The organism is Lysinibacillus sp. ACHW1.5, from assembly GCF_022014815.1.
Lineage (GTDB): Bacteria > Bacillota > Bacilli > Bacillales_A > Planococcaceae > Lysinibacillus > Lysinibacillus capsici.
The window spans coordinates 104,122-124,645 of record NZ_CP091777.1 but is presented as its reverse complement, the minus strand read 5'-3'; the positions used below and the strand labels follow the sequence as shown (position 1 = coordinate 124,645).

Genomic DNA, 20,524 nt, shown 5'->3' with positions numbered 1-20,524 from the left:
ACCTTCCATACACGGATTATTGGTGTATCTAGAAGCTCTCTTTTTAGAAAGATTTGCTCTTTCAAAACTGGATAAACGGCACATTGAATGTTTCAAACGTTTTTGGTTAAGTCCTCGATCGATTAGTATTCGTCAGCTCCATGTGTCACCACACTTCCACCTCGAACCTATCTACCTCATCGTCTTTGAGGGATCTTACTTACTTGCGTAATGGGAAATCTCATCTTGAGGGGGGCTTCATGCTTAGATGCTTTCAGCACTTATCCCGTCCACACATAGCTACCCAGCGATGCCTTTGGCAAGACAACTGGTACACCAGCGGTGTGTCCATCCCGGTCCTCTCGTACTAAGGACAGCTCCTCTCAAATTTCCTACGCCCACGACGGATAGGGACCGAACTGTCTCACGACGTTCTGAACCCAGCTCGCGTACCGCTTTAATGGGCGAACAGCCCAACCCTTGGGACCGACTACAGCCCCAGGATGCGATGAGCCGACATCGAGGTGCCAAACCTCCCCGTCGATGTGGACTCTTGGGGGAGATAAGCCTGTTATCCCCGGGGTAGCTTTTATCCGTTGAGCGATGGCCCTTCCATGCGGAACCACCGGATCACTAAGCCCGTCTTTCGACCCTGCTCGACTTGTAGGTCTCGCAGTCAAGCTCCCTTGTGCCTTTACACTCTACGAATGATTTCCAACCATTCTGAGGGAACCTTTGGGCGCCTCCGTTACCTTTTAGGAGGCGACCGCCCCAGTCAAACTGTCCGCCTGACACTGTCTCCTGCCCCGCTAAGGGGCATGGGTTAGAATTTCAATACAACCAGGGTAGTATCCCACCGACGCCTCCTTCGAAGCTGGCGCTCCGAGATCTCTGGCTCCTACCTATCCTGTACAAGTTGTACCAAAATTCAATATCAGGCTACAGTAAAGCTCCACGGGGTCTTTCCGTCCTGTCGCGGGTAACCTGCATCTTCACAGGTACTATAATTTCACCGAGTCTCTCGTTGAGACAGTGCCCAGATCGTTACGCCTTTCGTGCGGGTCGGAACTTACCCGACAAGGAATTTCGCTACCTTAGGACCGTTATAGTTACGGCCGCCGTTTACTGGGGCTTCAATTCGCAGCTTCGCTTGCGCTAACCACTCCTCTTAACCTTCCAGCACCGGGCAGGCGTCAGCCCCTATACGTCACCTTACGGTTTTGCAGAGACCTGTGTTTTTGCTAAACAGTCGCCTGGGCCTATTCACTGCGGCTCTCATGCGCTTGCACGCTCAAGAGCACCCCTTCTCCCGAAGTTACGGGGTCATTTTGCCGAGTTCCTTAACGAGAGTTCTCTCGCACACCTTAGGATTCTCTCCTCGACTACCTGTGTCGGTTTGCGGTACGGGCACCTCTCACCTCGATAGAGGCTTTTCTTGGCAGTGTGAAATCAGGAACTTCGTCCATACGGACTCGCCATCACAGCTCAACGTTACAGTGTGCGGATTTGCCTACACACACGCCTTACTGCTTGGACGCGCACAACCAACGGCGCGCTTACCCTATCCTACTGCGTCCCCCCATTTCTCAAACGGTGAGGAGGTGGTACAGGAATATCAACCTGTTGTCCATCGCCTACGCCTATCGGCCTCGGCTTAGGTCCCGACTAACCCTGAGCGGACGAGCCTTCCTCAGGAAACCTTAGTCATACGGTGGACGGGATTCTCACCCGTCTTTCGCTACTCATACCGGCATTCTCACTTCTAAGCGCTCCACCAGTCCTTCCGATCTGACTTCAACGCACTTAGAACGCTCTCCTACCACTGACATCGTAGATGTCAATCCACAGCTTCGGTGAATCGTTTAGCCCCGATACATTTTCGGCGCAGCGTCACTCGACCAGTGAGCTATTACGCACTCTTTAAATGATGGCTGCTTCTAAGCCAACATCCTGGTTGTCTGTGCAACGCCACATCCTTTTCCACTTAACGATTACTTTGGGACCTTAGCTGGTGGTCTGGGCTGTTTCCCTTTTGACTACGGATCTTATCACTCGCAGTCTGACTCCCGTGTATAAATATCTGGCATTCGGAGTTTGTCTGAATTCGGTAAACCGGGATGGCCCCCTAGTCCAAACAGTGCTCTACCTCCAGTATTCTCATCACGAGGCTAGCCCTAAAGCTATTTCGGAGAGAACCAGCTATCTCCAAGTTCGATTGGAATTTCTCCGCTACCCACACCTCATCCCCGCACTTTTCAACGTGCGTGGGTTCGGGCCTCCAGTAAGTGTTACCTCACCTTCACCCTGGACATGGGTAGATCACCTGGTTTCGGGTCTACGACCACGTACTACTTCGCCCTATTCAGACTCGCTTTCGCTGCGGCTCCGCCTTCTAAAGCTTAACCTTGCACGTAATCGTAACTCGCCGGTTCATTCTACAAAAGGCACGCTATCACCCATTAACGGGCTCTAACTACTTGTAGGCACACGGTTTCAGGATCTCTTTCACTCCCCTTCCGGGGTGCTTTTCACCTTTCCCTCACGGTACTGGTTCACTATCGGTCACTAGGTAGTATTTAGCCTTGGGAGATGGTCCTCCCGGATTCCGACGGAATTTCACGTGTTCCGCCGTACTCAGGATCCACTCAGGAGAGAACGAACTTTCGACTACAGGGCTTTTACCTGCTCTGGCGGACCTTTCCAAGTCGCTTCATCTAACTCGCTCTTTTGTAACTCCGTATAGAGTGTCCTACAACCCCAAGAGGCAAGCCTCTTGGTTTGGGCTCTTCCCGTTTCGCTCGCCGCTACTCAGGGAATCGATTTTTCTTTCTCTTCCTCCAGGTACTTAGATGTTTCAGTTCCCTGGGTCTGCCTTCAAGACGCTATGTATTCACGTCAAGATACTACGCGATTAAACGTAGTGGGTTCCCCCATTCGGAAATCTCCGGATCAAAGCTCACTTACAGCTCCCCGAAGCATATCGGTGTTAGTGCCGTCCTTCTTCGGCTCCTAGTGCCAAGGCATTCGCCGTGCGCCCTTAATAACTTAACCAAGTTATTAAGCCTATAAAAAACTTAAAAAATAAATGTGTTTGTTACAATTTCAATGTCGTTTTATCCAGTTTTCAAAGAACAAAAAAATGGTGGAGCCTAGCGGGATCGAACCGCTGACCTCCTGCGTGCAAGGCAGGCGCTCTCCCAGCTGAGCTAAGGCCCCAAGAGGTATATATGGTGGGCCTAAATGGACTCGAACCATCGACCTCACGCTTATCAGGCGTGCGCTCTAACCAGCTGAGCTATAGGCCCTCTTGGAAGTTTTATTAAATTTCATAAACCTTCAAAACTGAACGCAAAACGTAATCTTACAAACCCAAGGTTTGTATTCCGAAATAATCCTTAGAAAGGAGGTGATCCAGCCGCACCTTCCGATACGGCTACCTTGTTACGACTTCACCCCAATCATCTATCCCACCTTCGGCGGCTGGCTCCAAAAGGTTACCTCACCGACTTCGGGTGTTACAAACTCTCGTGGTGTGACGGGCGGTGTGTACAAGGCCCGGGAACGTATTCACCGCGGCATGCTGATCCGCGATTACTAGCGATTCCGGCTTCATGTAGGCGAGTTGCAGCCTACAATCCGAACTGAGAACGACTTTATCGGATTAGCTCCCTCTCGCGAGTTGGCAACCGTTTGTATCGTCCATTGTAGCACGTGTGTAGCCCAGGTCATAAGGGGCATGATGATTTGACGTCATCCCCACCTTCCTCCGGTTTGTCACCGGCAGTCACCTTAGAGTGCCCAACTAAATGATGGCAACTAAGATCAAGGGTTGCGCTCGTTGCGGGACTTAACCCAACATCTCACGACACGAGCTGACGACAACCATGCACCACCTGTCACCGTTGCCCCCGAAGGGGAAACTATATCTCTACAGTGGTCAACGGGATGTCAAGACCTGGTAAGGTTCTTCGCGTTGCTTCGAATTAAACCACATGCTCCACCGCTTGTGCGGGCCCCCGTCAATTCCTTTGAGTTTCAGTCTTGCGACCGTACTCCCCAGGCGGAGTGCTTAATGCGTTAGCTGCAGCACTAAGGGGCGGAAACCCCCTAACACTTAGCACTCATCGTTTACGGCGTGGACTACCAGGGTATCTAATCCTGTTTGCTCCCCACGCTTTCGCGCCTCAGCGTCAGTTACAGACCAGAAAGTCGCCTTCGCCACTGGTGTTCCTCCAAATCTCTACGCATTTCACCGCTACACTTGGAATTCCACTTTCCTCTTCTGCACTCAAGTCCCCCAGTTTCCAATGACCCTCCACGGTTGAGCCGTGGGCTTTCACATCAGACTTAAAGGACCGCCTGCGCGCGCTTTACGCCCAATAATTCCGGACAACGCTTGCCACCTACGTATTACCGCGGCTGCTGGCACGTAGTTAGCCGTGGCTTTCTAATAAGGTACCGTCAAGGTACAGCCAGTTACTACTGTACTTGTTCTTCCCTTACAACAGAGTTTTACGATCCGAAAACCTTCTTCACTCACGCGGCGTTGCTCCATCAGGCTTTCGCCCATTGTGGAAGATTCCCTACTGCTGCCTCCCGTAGGAGTCTGGGCCGTGTCTCAGTCCCAGTGTGGCCGATCACCCTCTCAGGTCGGCTACGCATCGTCGCCTTGGTGAGCCGTTACCTCACCAACTAGCTAATGCGCCGCGGGCCCATCCTATAGCGACAGCGAGATGCCGTCTTTCAGTCTTTCACCATGAAGTAAAAGAGATTATTCGGTATTAGCCCCGGTTTCCCGGAGTTATCCCAAACTATAGGGTAGGTTGCCCACGTGTTACTCACCCGTCCGCCGCTAACGTCAAAGGAGCAAGCTCCTTTTCTGTTCGCTCGACTTGCATGTATTAGGCACGCCGCCAGCGTTCGTCCTGAGCCAGGATCAAACTCTCCATAAAAGAAATTTGATTAGCTCAAATTGTTTTGCTGGCATCATGTTTGATGTCCAAAATTGTGTTTCGTTCACTAGCAAAACTAGCTACTTAAAACTTTATTGATTACGTTTTGCTTGTTCAGTTTTCAAGGTTCATGTAATTGAATTGGTGGAGCCTAGCGGGATCGAACCGCTGACCTCCTGCGTGCAAGGCAGGCGCTCTCCCAGCTGAGCTAAGGCCCCATATTTTTATTTTTAGGAAATGGTCGGGAAGACAGGATTCGAACCTGCGACCCCTTGGTCCCAAACCAAGTGCTCTACCAAGCTGAGCTACTTCCCGTTGTTCTTATGGCGCGCCCGACAGGAGTCGAACCCATAACCTTCTGATCCGTAGTCAGACGCTCTATCCAATTGAGCTACGGGCGCATTTAAAATGGTGCCGAGGACCGGAATCGAACCGGTACGGTAGTCACCTACCGCAGGATTTTAAGTCCTGTGCGTCTGCCAGTTCCGCCACCCCGGCACATTTGGAGCGGAAGACGAGGTTCGAACTCGCGACCCCCACCTTGGCAAGGTGGTGTTCTACCACTGAACTACTTCCGCATGTGCATAAGCTTTTTTTATCTGGCAATGAAAATAATGGTGCGGGTGAAGGGAGTCGAACCCCCACGCCTTGCGGCGCTAGATCCTAAGTCTAGTGCGTCTGCCAATTCCGCCACACCCGCTTATTATTATTTAAAAAATGGTGAGCCATGAAGGACTCGAACCTTCGACCCTCTGATTAAAAGTCAGATGCTCTACCAACTGAGCTAATGGCTCGAAAAAATGGTGCCGGCTATAGGAATCGAACCCACGACCTACTGATTACAAGTCAGTTGCTCTACCTGCTGAGCTAAACCGGCATATGGTGGAGGATGACGGGCTCGAACCGCCGACCCTCTGCTTGTAAGGCAGATGCTCTCCCAGCTGAGCTAATCCTCCTGGGTATTATGCCTAGCGACGTCCTACTCTCACAGGGGGAAGCCCCCAACTACCATCGGCGCTAAAGAGCTTAACTTCCGTGTTCGGTATGGGAACGGGTGTGACCTCTTTGCCATCATCACTAGACTTATTAAAAGACAAGATTTATTATACCATATTTAAGTATAAATACAAGCTTTTTTTAAAACTTACTTGTTCTTTCAAAACTGGATAAACGGTGCATTGAATGTTTCAAACTTTTTTGGTTAAGTCCTCGATCGATTAGTATTCGTCAGCTCCATGTGTCACCACACTTCCACCTCGAACCTATCTACCTCATCGTCTTTGAGGGATCTTACTTACTTGCGTAATGGGAAATCTCATCTTGAGGGGGGCTTCATGCTTAGATGCTTTCAGCACTTATCCCGTCCACACATAGCTACCCAGCGATGCCTTTGGCAAGACAACTGGTACACCAGCGGTGTGTCCATCCCGGTCCTCTCGTACTAAGGACAGCTCCTCTCAAATTTCCTACGCCCACGACGGATAGGGACCGAACTGTCTCACGACGTTCTGAACCCAGCTCGCGTACCGCTTTAATGGGCGAACAGCCCAACCCTTGGGACCGACTACAGCCCCAGGATGCGATGAGCCGACATCGAGGTGCCAAACCTCCCCGTCGATGTGGACTCTTGGGGGAGATAAGCCTGTTATCCCCGGGGTAGCTTTTATCCGTTGAGCGATGGCCCTTCCATGCGGAACCACCGGATCACTAAGCCCGTCTTTCGACCCTGCTCGACTTGTAGGTCTCGCAGTCAAGCTCCCTTGTGCCTTTACACTCTACGAATGATTTCCAACCATTCTGAGGGAACCTTTGGGCGCCTCCGTTACCTTTTAGGAGGCGACCGCCCCAGTCAAACTGTCCGCCTGACACTGTCTCCTGCCCCGCTAAGGGGCATGGGTTAGAATTTCAATACAACCAGGGTAGTATCCCACCGACGCCTCCTTCGAAGCTGGCGCTCCGAGATCTCTGGCTCCTACCTATCCTGTACAAGTTGTACCAAAATTCAATATCAGGCTACAGTAAAGCTCCACGGGGTCTTTCCGTCCTGTCGCGGGTAACCTGCATCTTCACAGGTACTATAATTTCACCGAGTCTCTCGTTGAGACAGTGCCCAGATCGTTACGCCTTTCGTGCGGGTCGGAACTTACCCGACAAGGAATTTCGCTACCTTAGGACCGTTATAGTTACGGCCGCCGTTTACTGGGGCTTCAATTCGCAGCTTCGCTTGCGCTAACCACTCCTCTTAACCTTCCAGCACCGGGCAGGCGTCAGCCCCTATACGTCACCTTACGGTTTTGCAGAGACCTGTGTTTTTGCTAAACAGTCGCCTGGGCCTATTCACTGCGGCTCTCATGCGCTTGCACGCTCAAGAGCACCCCTTCTCCCGAAGTTACGGGGTCATTTTGCCGAGTTCCTTAACGAGAGTTCTCTCGCACACCTTAGGATTCTCTCCTCGACTACCTGTGTCGGTTTGCGGTACGGGCACCTCTCACCTCGATAGAGGCTTTTCTTGGCAGTGTGAAATCAGGAACTTCGTCCATACGGACTCGCCATCACAGCTCAACGTTACAGTGTGCGGATTTGCCTACACACACGCCTTACTGCTTGGACGCGCACAACCAACGGCGCGCTTACCCTATCCTACTGCGTCCCCCCATTTCTCAAACGGTGAGGAGGTGGTACAGGAATATCAACCTGTTGTCCATCGCCTACGCCTATCGGCCTCGGCTTAGGTCCCGACTAACCCTGAGCGGACGAGCCTTCCTCAGGAAACCTTAGTCATACGGTGGACGGGATTCTCACCCGTCTTTCGCTACTCATACCGGCATTCTCACTTCTAAGCGCTCCACCAGTCCTTCCGATCTGACTTCAACGCACTTAGAACGCTCTCCTACCACTGACATCGTAGATGTCAATCCACAGCTTCGGTGAATCGTTTAGCCCCGATACATTTTCGGCGCAGCGTCACTCGACCAGTGAGCTATTACGCACTCTTTAAATGATGGCTGCTTCTAAGCCAACATCCTGGTTGTCTGTGCAACGCCACATCCTTTTCCACTTAACGATTACTTTGGGACCTTAGCTGGTGGTCTGGGCTGTTTCCCTTTTGACTACGGATCTTATCACTCGCAGTCTGACTCCCGTGTATAAATATCTGGCATTCGGAGTTTGTCTGAATTCGGTAAACCGGGATGGCCCCCTAGTCCAAACAGTGCTCTACCTCCAGTATTCTCATCACGAGGCTAGCCCTAAAGCTATTTCGGAGAGAACCAGCTATCTCCAAGTTCGATTGGAATTTCTCCGCTACCCACACCTCATCCCCGCACTTTTCAACGTGCGTGGGTTCGGGCCTCCAGTAAGTGTTACCTCACCTTCACCCTGGACATGGGTAGATCACCTGGTTTCGGGTCTACGACCACGTACTACTTCGCCCTATTCAGACTCGCTTTCGCTGCGGCTCCGCCTTCTAAAGCTTAACCTTGCACGTAATCGTAACTCGCCGGTTCATTCTACAAAAGGCACGCTATCACCCATTAACGGGCTCTAACTACTTGTAGGCACACGGTTTCAGGATCTCTTTCACTCCCCTTCCGGGGTGCTTTTCACCTTTCCCTCACGGTACTGGTTCACTATCGGTCACTAGGTAGTATTTAGCCTTGGGAGATGGTCCTCCCGGATTCCGACGGAATTTCACGTGTTCCGCCGTACTCAGGATCCACTCAGGAGAGAACGAACTTTCGACTACAGGGCTTTTACCTGCTCTGGCGGACCTTTCCAAGTCGCTTCATCTAACTCGCTCTTTTGTAACTCCGTATAGAGTGTCCTACAACCCCAAGAGGCAAGCCTCTTGGTTTGGGCTCTTCCCGTTTCGCTCGCCGCTACTCAGGGAATCGATTTTTCTTTCTCTTCCTCCAGGTACTTAGATGTTTCAGTTCCCTGGGTCTGCCTTCAAGACGCTATGTATTCACGTCAAGATACTACGCGATTAAACGTAGTGGGTTCCCCCATTCGGAAATCTCCGGATCAAAGCTCACTTACAGCTCCCCGAAGCATATCGGTGTTAGTGCCGTCCTTCTTCGGCTCCTAGTGCCAAGGCATTCGCCGTGCGCCCTTAATAACTTAACCAAGTTATTAAGCCTATAAAAAACTTAAAAAATAAATGTGTTTGTTACAATTTCAATGTCGTTTTATCCAGTTTTCAAAGAACAAGTTTTGAAGTGTTTCATTCAGAAGAATGAACCTTCAAAACTGAACGCAAAACGTAATCTTACAAACCCAAGGTTTGTATTCCGAAATAATCCTTAGAAAGGAGGTGATCCAGCCGCACCTTCCGATACGGCTACCTTGTTACGACTTCACCCCAATCATCTATCCCACCTTCGGCGGCTGGCTCCAAAAGGTTACCTCACCGACTTCGGGTGTTACAAACTCTCGTGGTGTGACGGGCGGTGTGTACAAGGCCCGGGAACGTATTCACCGCGGCATGCTGATCCGCGATTACTAGCGATTCCGGCTTCATGTAGGCGAGTTGCAGCCTACAATCCGAACTGAGAACGACTTTATCGGATTAGCTCCCTCTCGCGAGTTGGCAACCGTTTGTATCGTCCATTGTAGCACGTGTGTAGCCCAGGTCATAAGGGGCATGATGATTTGACGTCATCCCCACCTTCCTCCGGTTTGTCACCGGCAGTCACCTTAGAGTGCCCAACTAAATGATGGCAACTAAGATCAAGGGTTGCGCTCGTTGCGGGACTTAACCCAACATCTCACGACACGAGCTGACGACAACCATGCACCACCTGTCACCGTTGCCCCCGAAGGGGAAACTATATCTCTACAGTGGTCAACGGGATGTCAAGACCTGGTAAGGTTCTTCGCGTTGCTTCGAATTAAACCACATGCTCCACCGCTTGTGCGGGCCCCCGTCAATTCCTTTGAGTTTCAGTCTTGCGACCGTACTCCCCAGGCGGAGTGCTTAATGCGTTAGCTGCAGCACTAAGGGGCGGAAACCCCCTAACACTTAGCACTCATCGTTTACGGCGTGGACTACCAGGGTATCTAATCCTGTTTGCTCCCCACGCTTTCGCGCCTCAGCGTCAGTTACAGACCAGAAAGTCGCCTTCGCCACTGGTGTTCCTCCAAATCTCTACGCATTTCACCGCTACACTTGGAATTCCACTTTCCTCTTCTGCACTCAAGTCCCCCAGTTTCCAATGACCCTCCACGGTTGAGCCGTGGGCTTTCACATCAGACTTAAAGGACCGCCTGCGCGCGCTTTACGCCCAATAATTCCGGACAACGCTTGCCACCTACGTATTACCGCGGCTGCTGGCACGTAGTTAGCCGTGGCTTTCTAATAAGGTACCGTCAAGGTACAGCCAGTTACTACTGTACTTGTTCTTCCCTTACAACAGAGTTTTACGATCCGAAAACCTTCTTCACTCACGCGGCGTTGCTCCATCAGGCTTTCGCCCATTGTGGAAGATTCCCTACTGCTGCCTCCCGTAGGAGTCTGGGCCGTGTCTCAGTCCCAGTGTGGCCGATCACCCTCTCAGGTCGGCTACGCATCGTCGCCTTGGTGAGCCGTTACCTCACCAACTAGCTAATGCGCCGCGGGCCCATCCTATAGCGACAGCCGAAACCGTCTTTCAGTCTTTCACCATGAAGTAAAAGAGATTATTCGGTATTAGCCCCGGTTTCCCGGAGTTATCCCAAACTATAGGGTAGGTTGCCCACGTGTTACTCACCCGTCCGCCGCTAACGTCAAAGGAGCAAGCTCCTTTTCTGTTCGCTCGACTTGCATGTATTAGGCACGCCGCCAGCGTTCGTCCTGAGCCAGGATCAAACTCTCCATAAAAGAAATTTGATTAGCTCAAATTGTTTTGCTGGCATCATGTTTGATGTCCAAAATTGTGTTTCGTTCACTAGCAAAACTAGCTACTTAAAACTTTATTGATTACGTTTTGCTTGTTCAGTTTTCAAGGTTCATTTAGCTACCATCTCTCGACAGCAACTTTTAAATTATAACATTTCTCTACTTTGTTGTCAACACTTTTTTAAAATGTTTTTTCAAAATCATCGGAGACAACTTTTAAAGTATATTATAATCAATTATTCATATCAACATCTTTTTTCAAATTGTTTTTGAAGTTCAATGTTGTAAATTGCATCGTCTTAACGACAAGTAATAATTTATCACGTTAGAAAAAACTTCGCAAGCATTTTTTACACAAAATCTAATTTTATTTAATAAACCTGCTTTAATAAGCTATTTTGTGTATTTACGAGAATCGTAAATCATAATATCTTTCCTTATTTATTATTTGTTTTACTATACATCTCTTTCTATTAAATCTCAATATCTTAAATTAAAATACTACTTACTTTTCAAGCTAAATATAACTCATAAAATTTAGTGTAAAATTACTTCCTAATAACTACAAAATCTAATTATGTTGTTTAGGTCTTAGTTGGTTTTTTAAAATGCATTAAATGAAAATAAGCATGCGCTAAAGCAGAAGTACTTTAGCGCATGCTTATTTCTAATAGTCCCTATCTTATTTCATTACCTTGAGGGTCAACTATATTTAAGCACCACAAGAAGTTATCCCATGCAGAATACCAGCCACTAAAGATTTCAGAAGAATCGTCCCAACGAACATCAAATTTCTTATGGCCATCTATTTCTACTAAATATAAAGTAAGTGTCTCGTCTTTTTTAGCAACGACTAATTTCATACCATGCTCAAGCTCTTCCTCCGTAAATGGAACATCAGAAACAGAACGTAATTGTGCCTGTTCAAATACTTGTTTGTTAATAATTTTGTAATTCATTATAAGCCCCCAATAAAATACTTCTTTTTTATACTTATTGTATTTAAAAACATAGAACTATAAAAGTATAACCTAAATATAATCTACGTTTAAACAACTTAATTTTTTTCATTGAACAAAAAGAAGAGAACTCACCTATCCCGTGAATTCTCCTCTTAATCCATTGACTGCTCTATAATAGCTCTATAAAGAGCCTACGCCGTAATTTATTTTGTAATATGACGCATTGTTGGGAACAATAATACATCACGAATTGAAGGTGAATTTGTTAGTAGCATAATTAAACGGTCAATACCAATACCTAAACCACCTGTTGGAGGCATACCATATTCTAATGCTTCAATGAAATCATTGTCCATTTCATGTGCCTCATCATTACCTGCTTCTTTTTCTGCTAATTGTGCTTCAAAGCGTTGGCGTTGGTCGATAGGGTCATTTAACTCTGTGAAGGCATTGGCGTGCTCACGACGAACGATAAATAACTCAAAGCGATCTGTAAAACGCTCGTCCTCTGGATTTTTCTTCGCAAGAGGTGAGATTTCTACTGGGTGACCATACACAAATGTAGGCTGTACAAGCGTCTCCTCTACTTTCTGTTCGAAGAATTCATTGATAATATGACCTACTTCGTGTACATCCTTCACTTCAACTCCATGCTCTTTAGCAAGTGCTTGTGCTTGTGCTTTTGTCATCGGCTGCCAGAAGTCTACACCTGTTGCCTCTTTTACAGCGTCAACCATATGAACTCGTTTCCAGCCTACAGCAAGGTTGATTTCATCTTCACCATATTGAACTGAAGTTGTACCAAGAACTTCTTGGGCAACATGCGCAATAAGGTTTTCAGTTAGAGACATGATATCTTGATAATCAGCATACGCTTCATATAGTTCAATCATTGTAAATTCAGGGTTGTGGCGTGTTGAAATTCCTTCATTACGGAACACACGTCCGATCTCGTAAACTTTTTCTAAACCACCAACTATTAAACGTTTTAAATGCAATTCGATGGCAATTCGCATATATAATTCCATATCAAGGGCATTGTGATGCGTAATAAATGGACGAGCTGCTGCGCCACCAGCAATTGTGTGAAGCATTGGTGTTTCTACTTCTAAGTATCCAGCATTATCTAAATAATTTCGGATTGCACGAATAATTTTTGAACGCGTGATAAATGTCTTTTTGCTATCTTCATTTGTCATTAAATCTAGATAACGTTGGCGATAACGTTGCTCAACATCCTGTAAGCCGTGGAATTTCTCTGGCATAGGACGTAGCGCTTTTGTAAGGAATGTGAATTCCTCAGCCTTTACAGAAAGTTCTCCCACTTGTGTACGGAACACGTTACCACGCACACCTACGATATCTCCTAAATCAGCTTGTTTAAATAATTCATACGCTTCTTCGCCTACATGATCTTGACGAACATAAATTTGAATTTGACCATTTAAATCTTGAATATGTGCAAAGCCAGCTTTTCCTTTACCACGTTTCGTCATAATACGGCCCGCAATAATTACCTCTTGAAGGTTTTCCTCAAGCTGTTCTTTTGTTTGATCTGCAAATTGCTCACGTACTTCTGTTGATAAATGTGTACGTTCAAAACGGCTTCCAAATGGATCTTGCCCATTTTCTAGTATCGTTGTCATCTTTTGGCGTCTCACCAATAGTTGATCATTTAATTCTTCTATATTTGACACTTATTTCACTCCTTAAGTAAATTGTCCGCGTTTACGTCCATAATATTTCTATTGTACACAATTTTAGTGCTGTAATCATCTGTTTCAATTTATTTTCAATCCAATATAAAATAATTAATAATTCTAAAAATTAAAGATGCTGCCGAAAAGGCGCCTCTATCAAATTATAGAGACGCCCATATTAAAACTATATAATTAATTCTTTGACTTCTGGAACAATCAATTTAGATTCGCTTTCTTCATACTCCTGTACAAGACTATTTAATAGTACCCGAAGTTCTGCCGCAGTTTCTGTTTGGTTAATAGCATTGCGGGCCTTACCATTACCTCGGATTCCTTTTAAATACCATGATGCATGCTTACGCATTTCTCGTACTGCAATTCCTTCTCCTTTTAATTGAAGAAGTCGTTCAAAGTGTAGTAAACATACGTCCATTTTTTCGCGTACACTTGGCTCTTCTTTTAATTCACCAGTTGCTAGGTATTGAACCGTACGATAGATCATCCATGGATTACCTAAAGCAGCACGTCCAATCATTACTGCATCTACACCTGTAGTTTCCAGCATACGTTTAGCATCTTGAGGTGTTTCCACGTCACCATTACCTAGCACAGGAATGCTGACATTTTCCTTCACTTGACGAATGTAATCCCAGTTCGCTTTACCTTCATACATTTGTACACGTGTACGACCATGAACTGCTACTGCAGCTGCACCTGCACGCTCAACCGCTTGAGCGTTTTCAATTGCAAAGATATGTTCTTCATCCCAACCAATACGCATTTTTACGCTAACCGGCTTTTTAACAGCATCCACAACAGCCGCTACCATCTCATATACTTTATTAGGATCAAGTAGTAAACGTGCTCCCGCTTCACATTTTATAATTTTATTAACAGGACACCCCATGTTGATATCAATAATATCAGCAGTCGTATTTTCATCCACATATTTCGCTGCTTCTACTAAGGTTTCTTTATCTCCACCAAAGATTTGCAGTGAAAGAGGATTTTCACGTTCATCGATATAAAGCATACCTAATGTTTTTTCATTTTTTTGGACAATGCCCTTATCACTAATCATTTCAGCGTATACGAGACCTGCCCCAAACTCCTTAACCGTTAATCGGAAAGCAGAGTTACAAATCCCAGCCATTGGCGCTAATACTACGCGGTTGTCCATGACAATATCGCCAATTTGAAATGGCTTCTCTGTTGACTGACCCAACGTTTTTCTTCCTCCTCTATAGGCTTTACCTATTTTCTCTATCTATCATTAATGCTATACGCTGATAATTCATTCCTATACAATTACTTAATTCACCGCTGACAGCTCATTAAAGGGTTTCCAGAAGATTACGCCTTCCTTTTCACAATCCATTTGCTGTAACAGATCATGCGCTTGTTGTAGCTGTTCATCGAATGGTGATGGTGTAATCTCTACAAGTGGTACTAGGACGAATGCTCGCTCGTACATTCTTGGATGAGGAACAATTAAGTTCTCCGTTTCAATATTCTCTTGATTGTAAAGTAAAATGTCAAGATCAATAACTCTTGGGCCCCAGCGGAATTCTCTTACACGCCCTAATTCCCGTTCGATTTCTTGGCAAATATTCAGCATCTCAACAGACGATATAGCTGTTTTTAGATGAACAGCTATATTTAAAAAATCGGCCTGATCCGTAAAACCTACAGCAGCTGTTTCAAAAACAGATGAAACACGAATCAACTCTAGTTCCTTCTTATCCTTTAAAAGGTCTACTGCGTGCCGAAGATTCTCATATCTCTCCCCCATATTTGTTCCGATAGATAAATAGACATCCTTCATTAGAAATCCCCCCTCGTAACCTCAACAGAGACTTCTTTATAATAACCATGAATAGGTGGGTCTGGTTTAATAAGCTCTACACGAACTCCTTTTACTTTATCAGGATAGGTTGCTAAAATCACATTTGCTATTTTCACAACAAGAGCCTCAATAAGCTTAAACGGTTCACCCTCTACAATATCCCGACATAACGCATATACCTCTGCATAATTTACGGTATAAGAAAGATCATCCGTTTCACCGGCTTTTGTCATGTCTACTGCAAGCGAAACATTTGCTCGAAAGCGTTGGCCTAGAGTAGTTTCAGCTGCTAATACACCATGATAACCATAAAACTGCATGTCCTTTAAATGAATATAATCCATCAGGCTTCCTCCTTAAACAAACGTTTACCCACTAATACATCCGTCATATACGTTGCCCGCACCATTTCCTTTACATCATGAACTCTTATCATATGACAACCCTTTTCAACTCCATAAACCACTGTGGCGCTTGTCCCTTCAAGACGTTCCTCAACAGGTAAGTTCAAGACATTACCAATCATTGATTTACGTGATGTTGCTAATAATACGGGATAGCCCATAGCCACTAAATCCGATAAGTGTTGCATCATAGCTATATTTTGTGCAGTATTTTTAGCAAAGCCGATACCTGGATCTAAGATGATATGATGATCGGGAACTCCCGCTTGCCGTGCAATGGCAATACTTTTTTCTAAATCTGCCTTTGCAGTCGTCCAAAAATCAACACCATAATCCATATTTTCACGATTATGCATTAGAATGATCGGAACATGTAAGTCTGCAGCAACCTGAGCAATTTCTGGTTCTGCCTTTGCTCCCCAAATATCATTGATGATATGTGCGCCCGCTTCAATTGCGGCACGCGCCACACTTGCTTTATACGTATCAACTGAAATAATGACCTTTACTTCTTGTGCTATCGCTTGAATAACAGGCACGATGCGTGCAATTTCATCTTCATCTGAAATACGCTCGTACCCAGGACGTGTAGATTCTCCACCTACATCGATAATTTTTGCTCCTTCAGCCACCATTTTTTTCGCTTGAGTAACAGCAGCCTCCACATTGTTATACTTTCCTCCATCAGAGAAAGAGTCTGGGGTAACATTTAGAATCCCCATAACAAATGTTTCTTGTCTATAGTCTAATGTAATACCATTAATCGTTAATGGTTTCGTATATTTTTCTAGCATGTAAACGCTCCTTCTATCCTTGTTCCACTTCTTGAACAAATGCGCTATGCAAAATGGTATAAATAGGTCCTTTATTGCCTAAAAATCGCTGGTTCTCCAAGCTACTAATAGGCACAAGTTCTTGTACTGAATTGGTAATGAAGCATTCCGTACTTTGTAGTAAATCCTCTTTTGTATAAAAGCCTTCCTGTACGTCAAGGTTTAGCGCTTTAGCCTTTTCTATAACCCATGCACGAATAATTCCTGGTAAAATACCTGTCTCCAAAGAAGGCGTATATAGTATATCATTTTTTACCCAAAATATATTTGATGTCACACCTTCAGCTACATAGCCTGATTCTGTTAAAAAGAAACCTTCTTGTTGAGCCAGTGATGGCATTTCAAAGCGACCAAGCACGTTATTGCCGTAATGGTGCGATTTAACACGAAATGCTTGTTCAGGTGTATTGCGTGGTATGGTAAGCCATTGTGCAAACTTTTCAGTACCACGCGGTGTGTCTTGAAGTTCCTTGCGAAAAATGATGACATTTGGTTGCCTATATTCTGTTGGCTGTAATCCAATATTATGTTGACCCGCAGATACATTTAAACGGAAGTAACCATCCTGACCGCCAGCAAGTTGATTTAGTTGTTGCACAGCCTCAAGTAATACACTTTCAGGATAGTTTAAATGAATGTGATATTGTGATAAAGCATGCTGTAATCTTTCCATATGTGCTTCCCAGTAAAATACCTGACCACCATATGTTCGGAACGTTTCAAAAAATCCTAATCCATATAAAAATCCATGATCAAATGGCGAAATTCTCAAATCCTGGGCCGCCATATAGTTTCCGTTCATCCAGCACTGCATCTATTTCACTCCTTCTACATACATTTCTATAAATTGGCGAAGAAGTTGTTTTCCTTGCTCTGTCATAATGGATTCCGGATGATATTGTACACCCTCAATAGGATATTCCTTATGACGTAAACCCATAATTTCTCCTTCTTCTGTCCAAGCTGTTACTTCTAGACAAGCTGGTAATGTCTCATTTTCTACAATAAGAGAATGATAGCGAGTTGCTTGGAATGGATTTGGCATGCCTTTATGCAAACCTACTTCGGCATGCAGCACGGGTGAAGTCTTCCCATGCATTAAACGTTCCGCTTGTATGACTTGGCCACCAAACACCTGTGCAAGCGCCTGATGTCCAAGACAAACCCCTAAAATTGGAATATTTCCCGCGAAATATTTAATAATGTTCAGGCTTTCTCCCGCCTCATTTGGACTACATGGCCCTGGAGAAATAACAATCATATCTGGCGCAAGTTGTTCTATTTCTTCTACTGTAATAACATCATTACGTTTTACTACTATGTCATGACCAAATTCACCCAAATATTGGACGATGTTATAAATAAATGAATCATAGTTATCGATCATCAAAATCATATTACTCGCTCCTCTGCCATTGCCTTTGCCTGCCACATTGCTTTCGCTTTATTTAAAGATTCCTGATACTCTCTTTCCGGAACAGAGTCAATGACAATGCCTGCTCCAGCTTGAATATGCGCAACCCCATCTTTTACAAACGCTGTACGGATTACAATATTAAACTCCATATCACCTGTAAAGCCTAGCCAGCCGATTGAGCCTGTATATAAACCACGTCGTACAGGCTCTAATTCTTCAATAATTTCCATAGTGCGGATCTTTGGCGCTCCTGTAATTGTCCCACCTGGAAACATTGCACGAATAACATCTGCATTCGTTTTACCTTCTGCTATTTCTCCACGCACATTCGAAACGATATGCATAACATGTGAATAGCGCTCAATGACCATAAACTCATCCACTTCTACTGTTCCATAGGTGGATACGCGTCCTAGATCATTGCGCTCTAAATCCACTAACATTACATGCTCAGCACGCTCTTTATCATTATCAATTAATTCTTGAGCCAACGCTAAATCTTCCTCTTCGGACTTTCCTCTTGGTCGAGTGCCTGCGATTGGTCTCGTCGACAACTCATTGCCTTGACGCTTGACTAGTAACTCTGGCGATCCCGAAACAACGGAAAAATCAGGTGCTTCAATATAAGCCATATATGGTGACGGATTAAACGCTCGTAGTGCCTCATAGACATCTATTGCAGGTGCATTGAGCTTCTTAGACTGACGAACAGATAAATTCACCTGAAAGACATCACCTTGCGCGATATACGTTTGTATTTTTTTAACCGCTGCCTCAAAATCGTCGCCTGCAAATGAAACAAGCAACTCATTTTCATCATTCTTAACTTCTGTAGCAGTTGTTTTCTCAAATTTGCGCGCATCTAATCCAGCCTGTGCTGCAACCTGCCAGATGTTAGCCCATTCTTCCAAATTAACCTCATTCTCTTCTAACTTCATAAGTGTCACTGTATTCGTTTGCACATCATGTACTGCCCAGCAATCAAAGATATAATAATAGATATCTGGCACTTGTAAATCATCTGTTGCCGTATTAGGAAGCTCCTCAATTTTACGAGCGTAATCATACGACACAAAACCAATAGCCCCTCCCTGAAAAACAGGTAGCTCTGTATTATAAGAAACCTGATACTCCGCCACAAGCTCTTCTAGTAAATCAAGGGACTCACCTTGTAAAACTTCCTGTCGGCCATTTCTCCAATTTACGAAAAGCCCACCCTCTACTGATCGTGCGGTAGCTAATGGATTCCACGCAGCTATTGAAAAATGTCCACCACGTCCACTCTCTAAAAACACATGCGCTTGCTGCGTCTCTGTCTGCCTTTTATAGCTATAAAAAAATGAATCTGCATCCATCGTTAATGTTTTTGTAAGTATTGTTTTCAAGTTATTTTCCCCTTTAAACATATGATGTGATTCCATCTTAACTTGATTATTACATAGAAGCGAATATTTTTATAATTTTCATAGTGCCATAGTTTTCACACTAAAAAAGGGCCCCTTTATAAAGGAGCCCTTACATAAAAAATTGAATTAGTCTTCAAATTGATATAAAGGTGTTGATAGATAACGCTCACCATTAGAAGGCACAATAGCAAGGACATTCGAACCCTTACCTAAACGTTTTGCCGCTTCAATTGCTGCATAGATTGCAGCACCAGATGAAATACCACATAGGATTCCTTCTTCACGTGCTACTTTACGTGCTACTTCAAAAGCAACCTCATTTTCAACAGGGAATACTGAAGAATAGACTTCCGTATCTAAAACTGCTGGTACAAATCCAGCGCCAATTCCTTGTATTTTATGAGGACCTGGTTGACCACCAGAAAGAACTGGTGAATCCTTTGGTTCAACTGCAATGATTTCAATGTTTGGATACTTTTCTTTTAAGACCGCACCCGCACCAGTAATTGTACCACCTGTGCCAACACCAGCTACAAAAGCATCAAGTGTTAAGCCATCAAATGCTTCTACAATTTCTGGGCCTGTTGTTAAACGGTGAATTACCGCGTTCGCAGGATTTGTAAATTGTTGTGGTAGGAAGTAGCCATGTTCTTCAGATAGTTCTTCCGCTTTTGCAATTGCACCTTTCATACCTGCTGGACCAGGCGTTAATACAAGCTCTGCACCATAAGCACGCAATAAATTACGACGCTCTAAGCTCATTGTTTCTGGCATAACTAAAATGGCTTTATAACCTTTGGCAGCGGCAATCATTGCAAGACCAATACCTGTATTACCAGATGTCGGCTCAATAATTGTACCACCAGGTTTTAATGTCCCGTCTTTTTCCGCCGCTTCGATCATTGCTAAAGCCAGACGGTCTTTCACTGAGCTTCCCGGATTAAAATATTCTAATTTTACATACACAGTACCTTCATTTTCACTTGTTGCATGGTTTAATTTTACAATCGGTGTTTTACCAACTAATTCAGCTACCGAGTTTGCTAATCTACTCATTTACTAATCCACTCCCAATCCCTACTATTTTTATAGGTTTTACTTATTTTGTATTTTATCAATTTTTCCATTCGATTGTCAATAAAATAAAACT

Annotated in this window: 10 protein-coding genes, 11 tRNA genes and 5 rRNA genes; all 26 read right to left on the bottom strand. The window is 45.2% G+C overall.

Annotation, left to right across the window (positions count from 1 at the left end; genetic code table 11):
• Positions 1-102: 102 nt before the first annotated feature.
• Positions 103-3,030: ribosomal RNA gene (locus L6W14_RS00630) — 23S ribosomal RNA — on the bottom strand.
• 89 nt (positions 3,031-3,119) lie between these two features.
• Positions 3,120-3,195 (bottom strand) — tRNA-Ala (locus L6W14_RS00625).
• Positions 3,196-3,207: 12 nt separating this feature from the next.
• Positions 3,208-3,284, bottom strand: a tRNA-Ile gene (locus tag L6W14_RS00620).
• Between the two features lie 94 nt (positions 3,285-3,378).
• Positions 3,379-4,931: ribosomal RNA gene (locus L6W14_RS00615) — 16S ribosomal RNA — on the bottom strand.
• A 142-nt stretch (positions 4,932-5,073) separates the two neighbouring features.
• Positions 5,074-5,149, bottom strand: a tRNA-Ala gene (locus L6W14_RS00610).
• A 20-nt stretch (positions 5,150-5,169) separates the two neighbouring features.
• A tRNA-Pro gene (locus L6W14_RS00605) sits at positions 5,170-5,246 on the bottom strand.
• 9 nt (positions 5,247-5,255) lie between these two features.
• Positions 5,256-5,332: transfer RNA gene (locus L6W14_RS00600), tRNA-Arg, on the bottom strand.
• 8 nt (positions 5,333-5,340) lie between these two features.
• Positions 5,341-5,429 (bottom strand) — tRNA-Leu (locus tag L6W14_RS00595).
• Between the two features lie 5 nt (positions 5,430-5,434).
• Positions 5,435-5,509 (bottom strand) — tRNA-Gly (locus tag L6W14_RS00590).
• A gap of 37 nt (positions 5,510-5,546) precedes the next feature.
• Positions 5,547-5,631 (bottom strand) — tRNA-Leu (locus tag L6W14_RS00585).
• An 18-nt stretch (positions 5,632-5,649) separates the two neighbouring features.
• Positions 5,650-5,725: transfer RNA gene (locus tag L6W14_RS00580), tRNA-Lys, on the bottom strand.
• A 7-nt stretch (positions 5,726-5,732) separates the two neighbouring features.
• Positions 5,733-5,808: transfer RNA gene (locus tag L6W14_RS00575), tRNA-Thr, on the bottom strand.
• A 3-nt stretch (positions 5,809-5,811) separates the two neighbouring features.
• Positions 5,812-5,887, bottom strand: a tRNA-Val gene (locus L6W14_RS00570).
• A gap of 10 nt (positions 5,888-5,897) precedes the next feature.
• Positions 5,898-6,013, bottom strand: a 5S ribosomal RNA gene (gene rrf, locus L6W14_RS00565).
• Positions 6,014-6,128: 115 nt separating this feature from the next.
• Positions 6,129-9,056 (bottom strand): 23S ribosomal RNA (locus tag L6W14_RS00560).
• A 180-nt stretch (positions 9,057-9,236) separates the two neighbouring features.
• A 16S ribosomal RNA gene (locus L6W14_RS00555) occupies positions 9,237-10,788 on the bottom strand.
• The 16S, 23S and 5S rRNA genes sit together here with 11 tRNA genes alongside, the layout of an rRNA operon.
• 695 nt (positions 10,789-11,483) lie before the next feature.
• Positions 11,484-11,765 (bottom strand): hypothetical protein, encoded by a 282-nt coding sequence (locus tag L6W14_RS00550; protein WP_131522625.1) that lies wholly within the window; start codon positions 11,763-11,765, stop codon positions 11,484-11,486.
• Between the two features lie 206 nt (positions 11,766-11,971).
• On the bottom strand, positions 11,972-13,465 hold the full coding sequence (lysS, locus tag L6W14_RS00545; RefSeq protein ID WP_237899026.1) for a lysine--tRNA ligase: 1,494 nt from the start codon (positions 13,463-13,465) through the stop codon (positions 11,972-11,974).
• Between the two features lie 187 nt (positions 13,466-13,652).
• On the bottom strand, positions 13,653-14,693 hold the full coding sequence (dusB, locus tag L6W14_RS00540) for a tRNA dihydrouridine synthase DusB (protein WP_004229121.1): 1,041 nt from the start codon (positions 14,691-14,693) through the stop codon (positions 13,653-13,655).
• A gap of 87 nt (positions 14,694-14,780) precedes the next feature.
• Positions 14,781-15,293 (bottom strand): 2-amino-4-hydroxy-6-hydroxymethyldihydropteridine diphosphokinase, encoded by a 513-nt coding sequence (folK, locus tag L6W14_RS00535; RefSeq protein ID WP_131522623.1) that lies wholly within the window; start codon positions 15,291-15,293, stop codon positions 14,781-14,783.
• Entirely contained in the window at positions 15,293-15,658 is a 366-nt protein-coding gene (folB, locus tag L6W14_RS00530) for a dihydroneopterin aldolase (RefSeq protein WP_004229125.1), read from the bottom strand. The genes folK and folB overlap by 1 nt, the downstream gene beginning before the upstream one ends.
• The gene (gene folP, locus L6W14_RS00525; RefSeq protein ID WP_237899024.1) at positions 15,658-16,512 is read right to left on the bottom strand and encodes a dihydropteroate synthase; all 855 of its coding nucleotides are present in this window, start codon (positions 16,510-16,512) and stop codon (positions 15,658-15,660) included. The genes folB and folP overlap by 1 nt, the downstream gene beginning before the upstream one ends.
• A 13-nt stretch (positions 16,513-16,525) precedes the next feature.
• Positions 16,526-17,365 (bottom strand): aminodeoxychorismate lyase, encoded by an 840-nt coding sequence (gene pabC, locus L6W14_RS00520; RefSeq protein ID WP_237899022.1) that lies wholly within the window; start codon positions 17,363-17,365, stop codon positions 16,526-16,528.
• Positions 17,366-17,947, bottom strand: a complete 582-nt coding sequence (pabA, locus tag L6W14_RS00515) for an aminodeoxychorismate/anthranilate synthase component II (protein ID WP_237899020.1) — start codon at positions 17,945-17,947, stop codon at positions 17,366-17,368.
• A complete protein-coding gene (gene pabB, locus L6W14_RS00510) occupies positions 17,944-19,374 on the bottom strand; it encodes an aminodeoxychorismate synthase, component I (protein ID WP_131522619.1) in 1,431 nt (476 codons plus the stop codon). Before pabB ends, pabA begins: the two co-directional genes overlap by 4 nt.
• A 126-nt stretch (positions 19,375-19,500) precedes the next feature.
• Positions 19,501-20,430, bottom strand: a complete 930-nt coding sequence (cysK, locus tag L6W14_RS00505) for a cysteine synthase A (RefSeq protein ID WP_004229133.1) — start codon at positions 20,428-20,430, stop codon at positions 19,501-19,503.
• Positions 20,431-20,524: the final 94 nt, after the last annotated feature.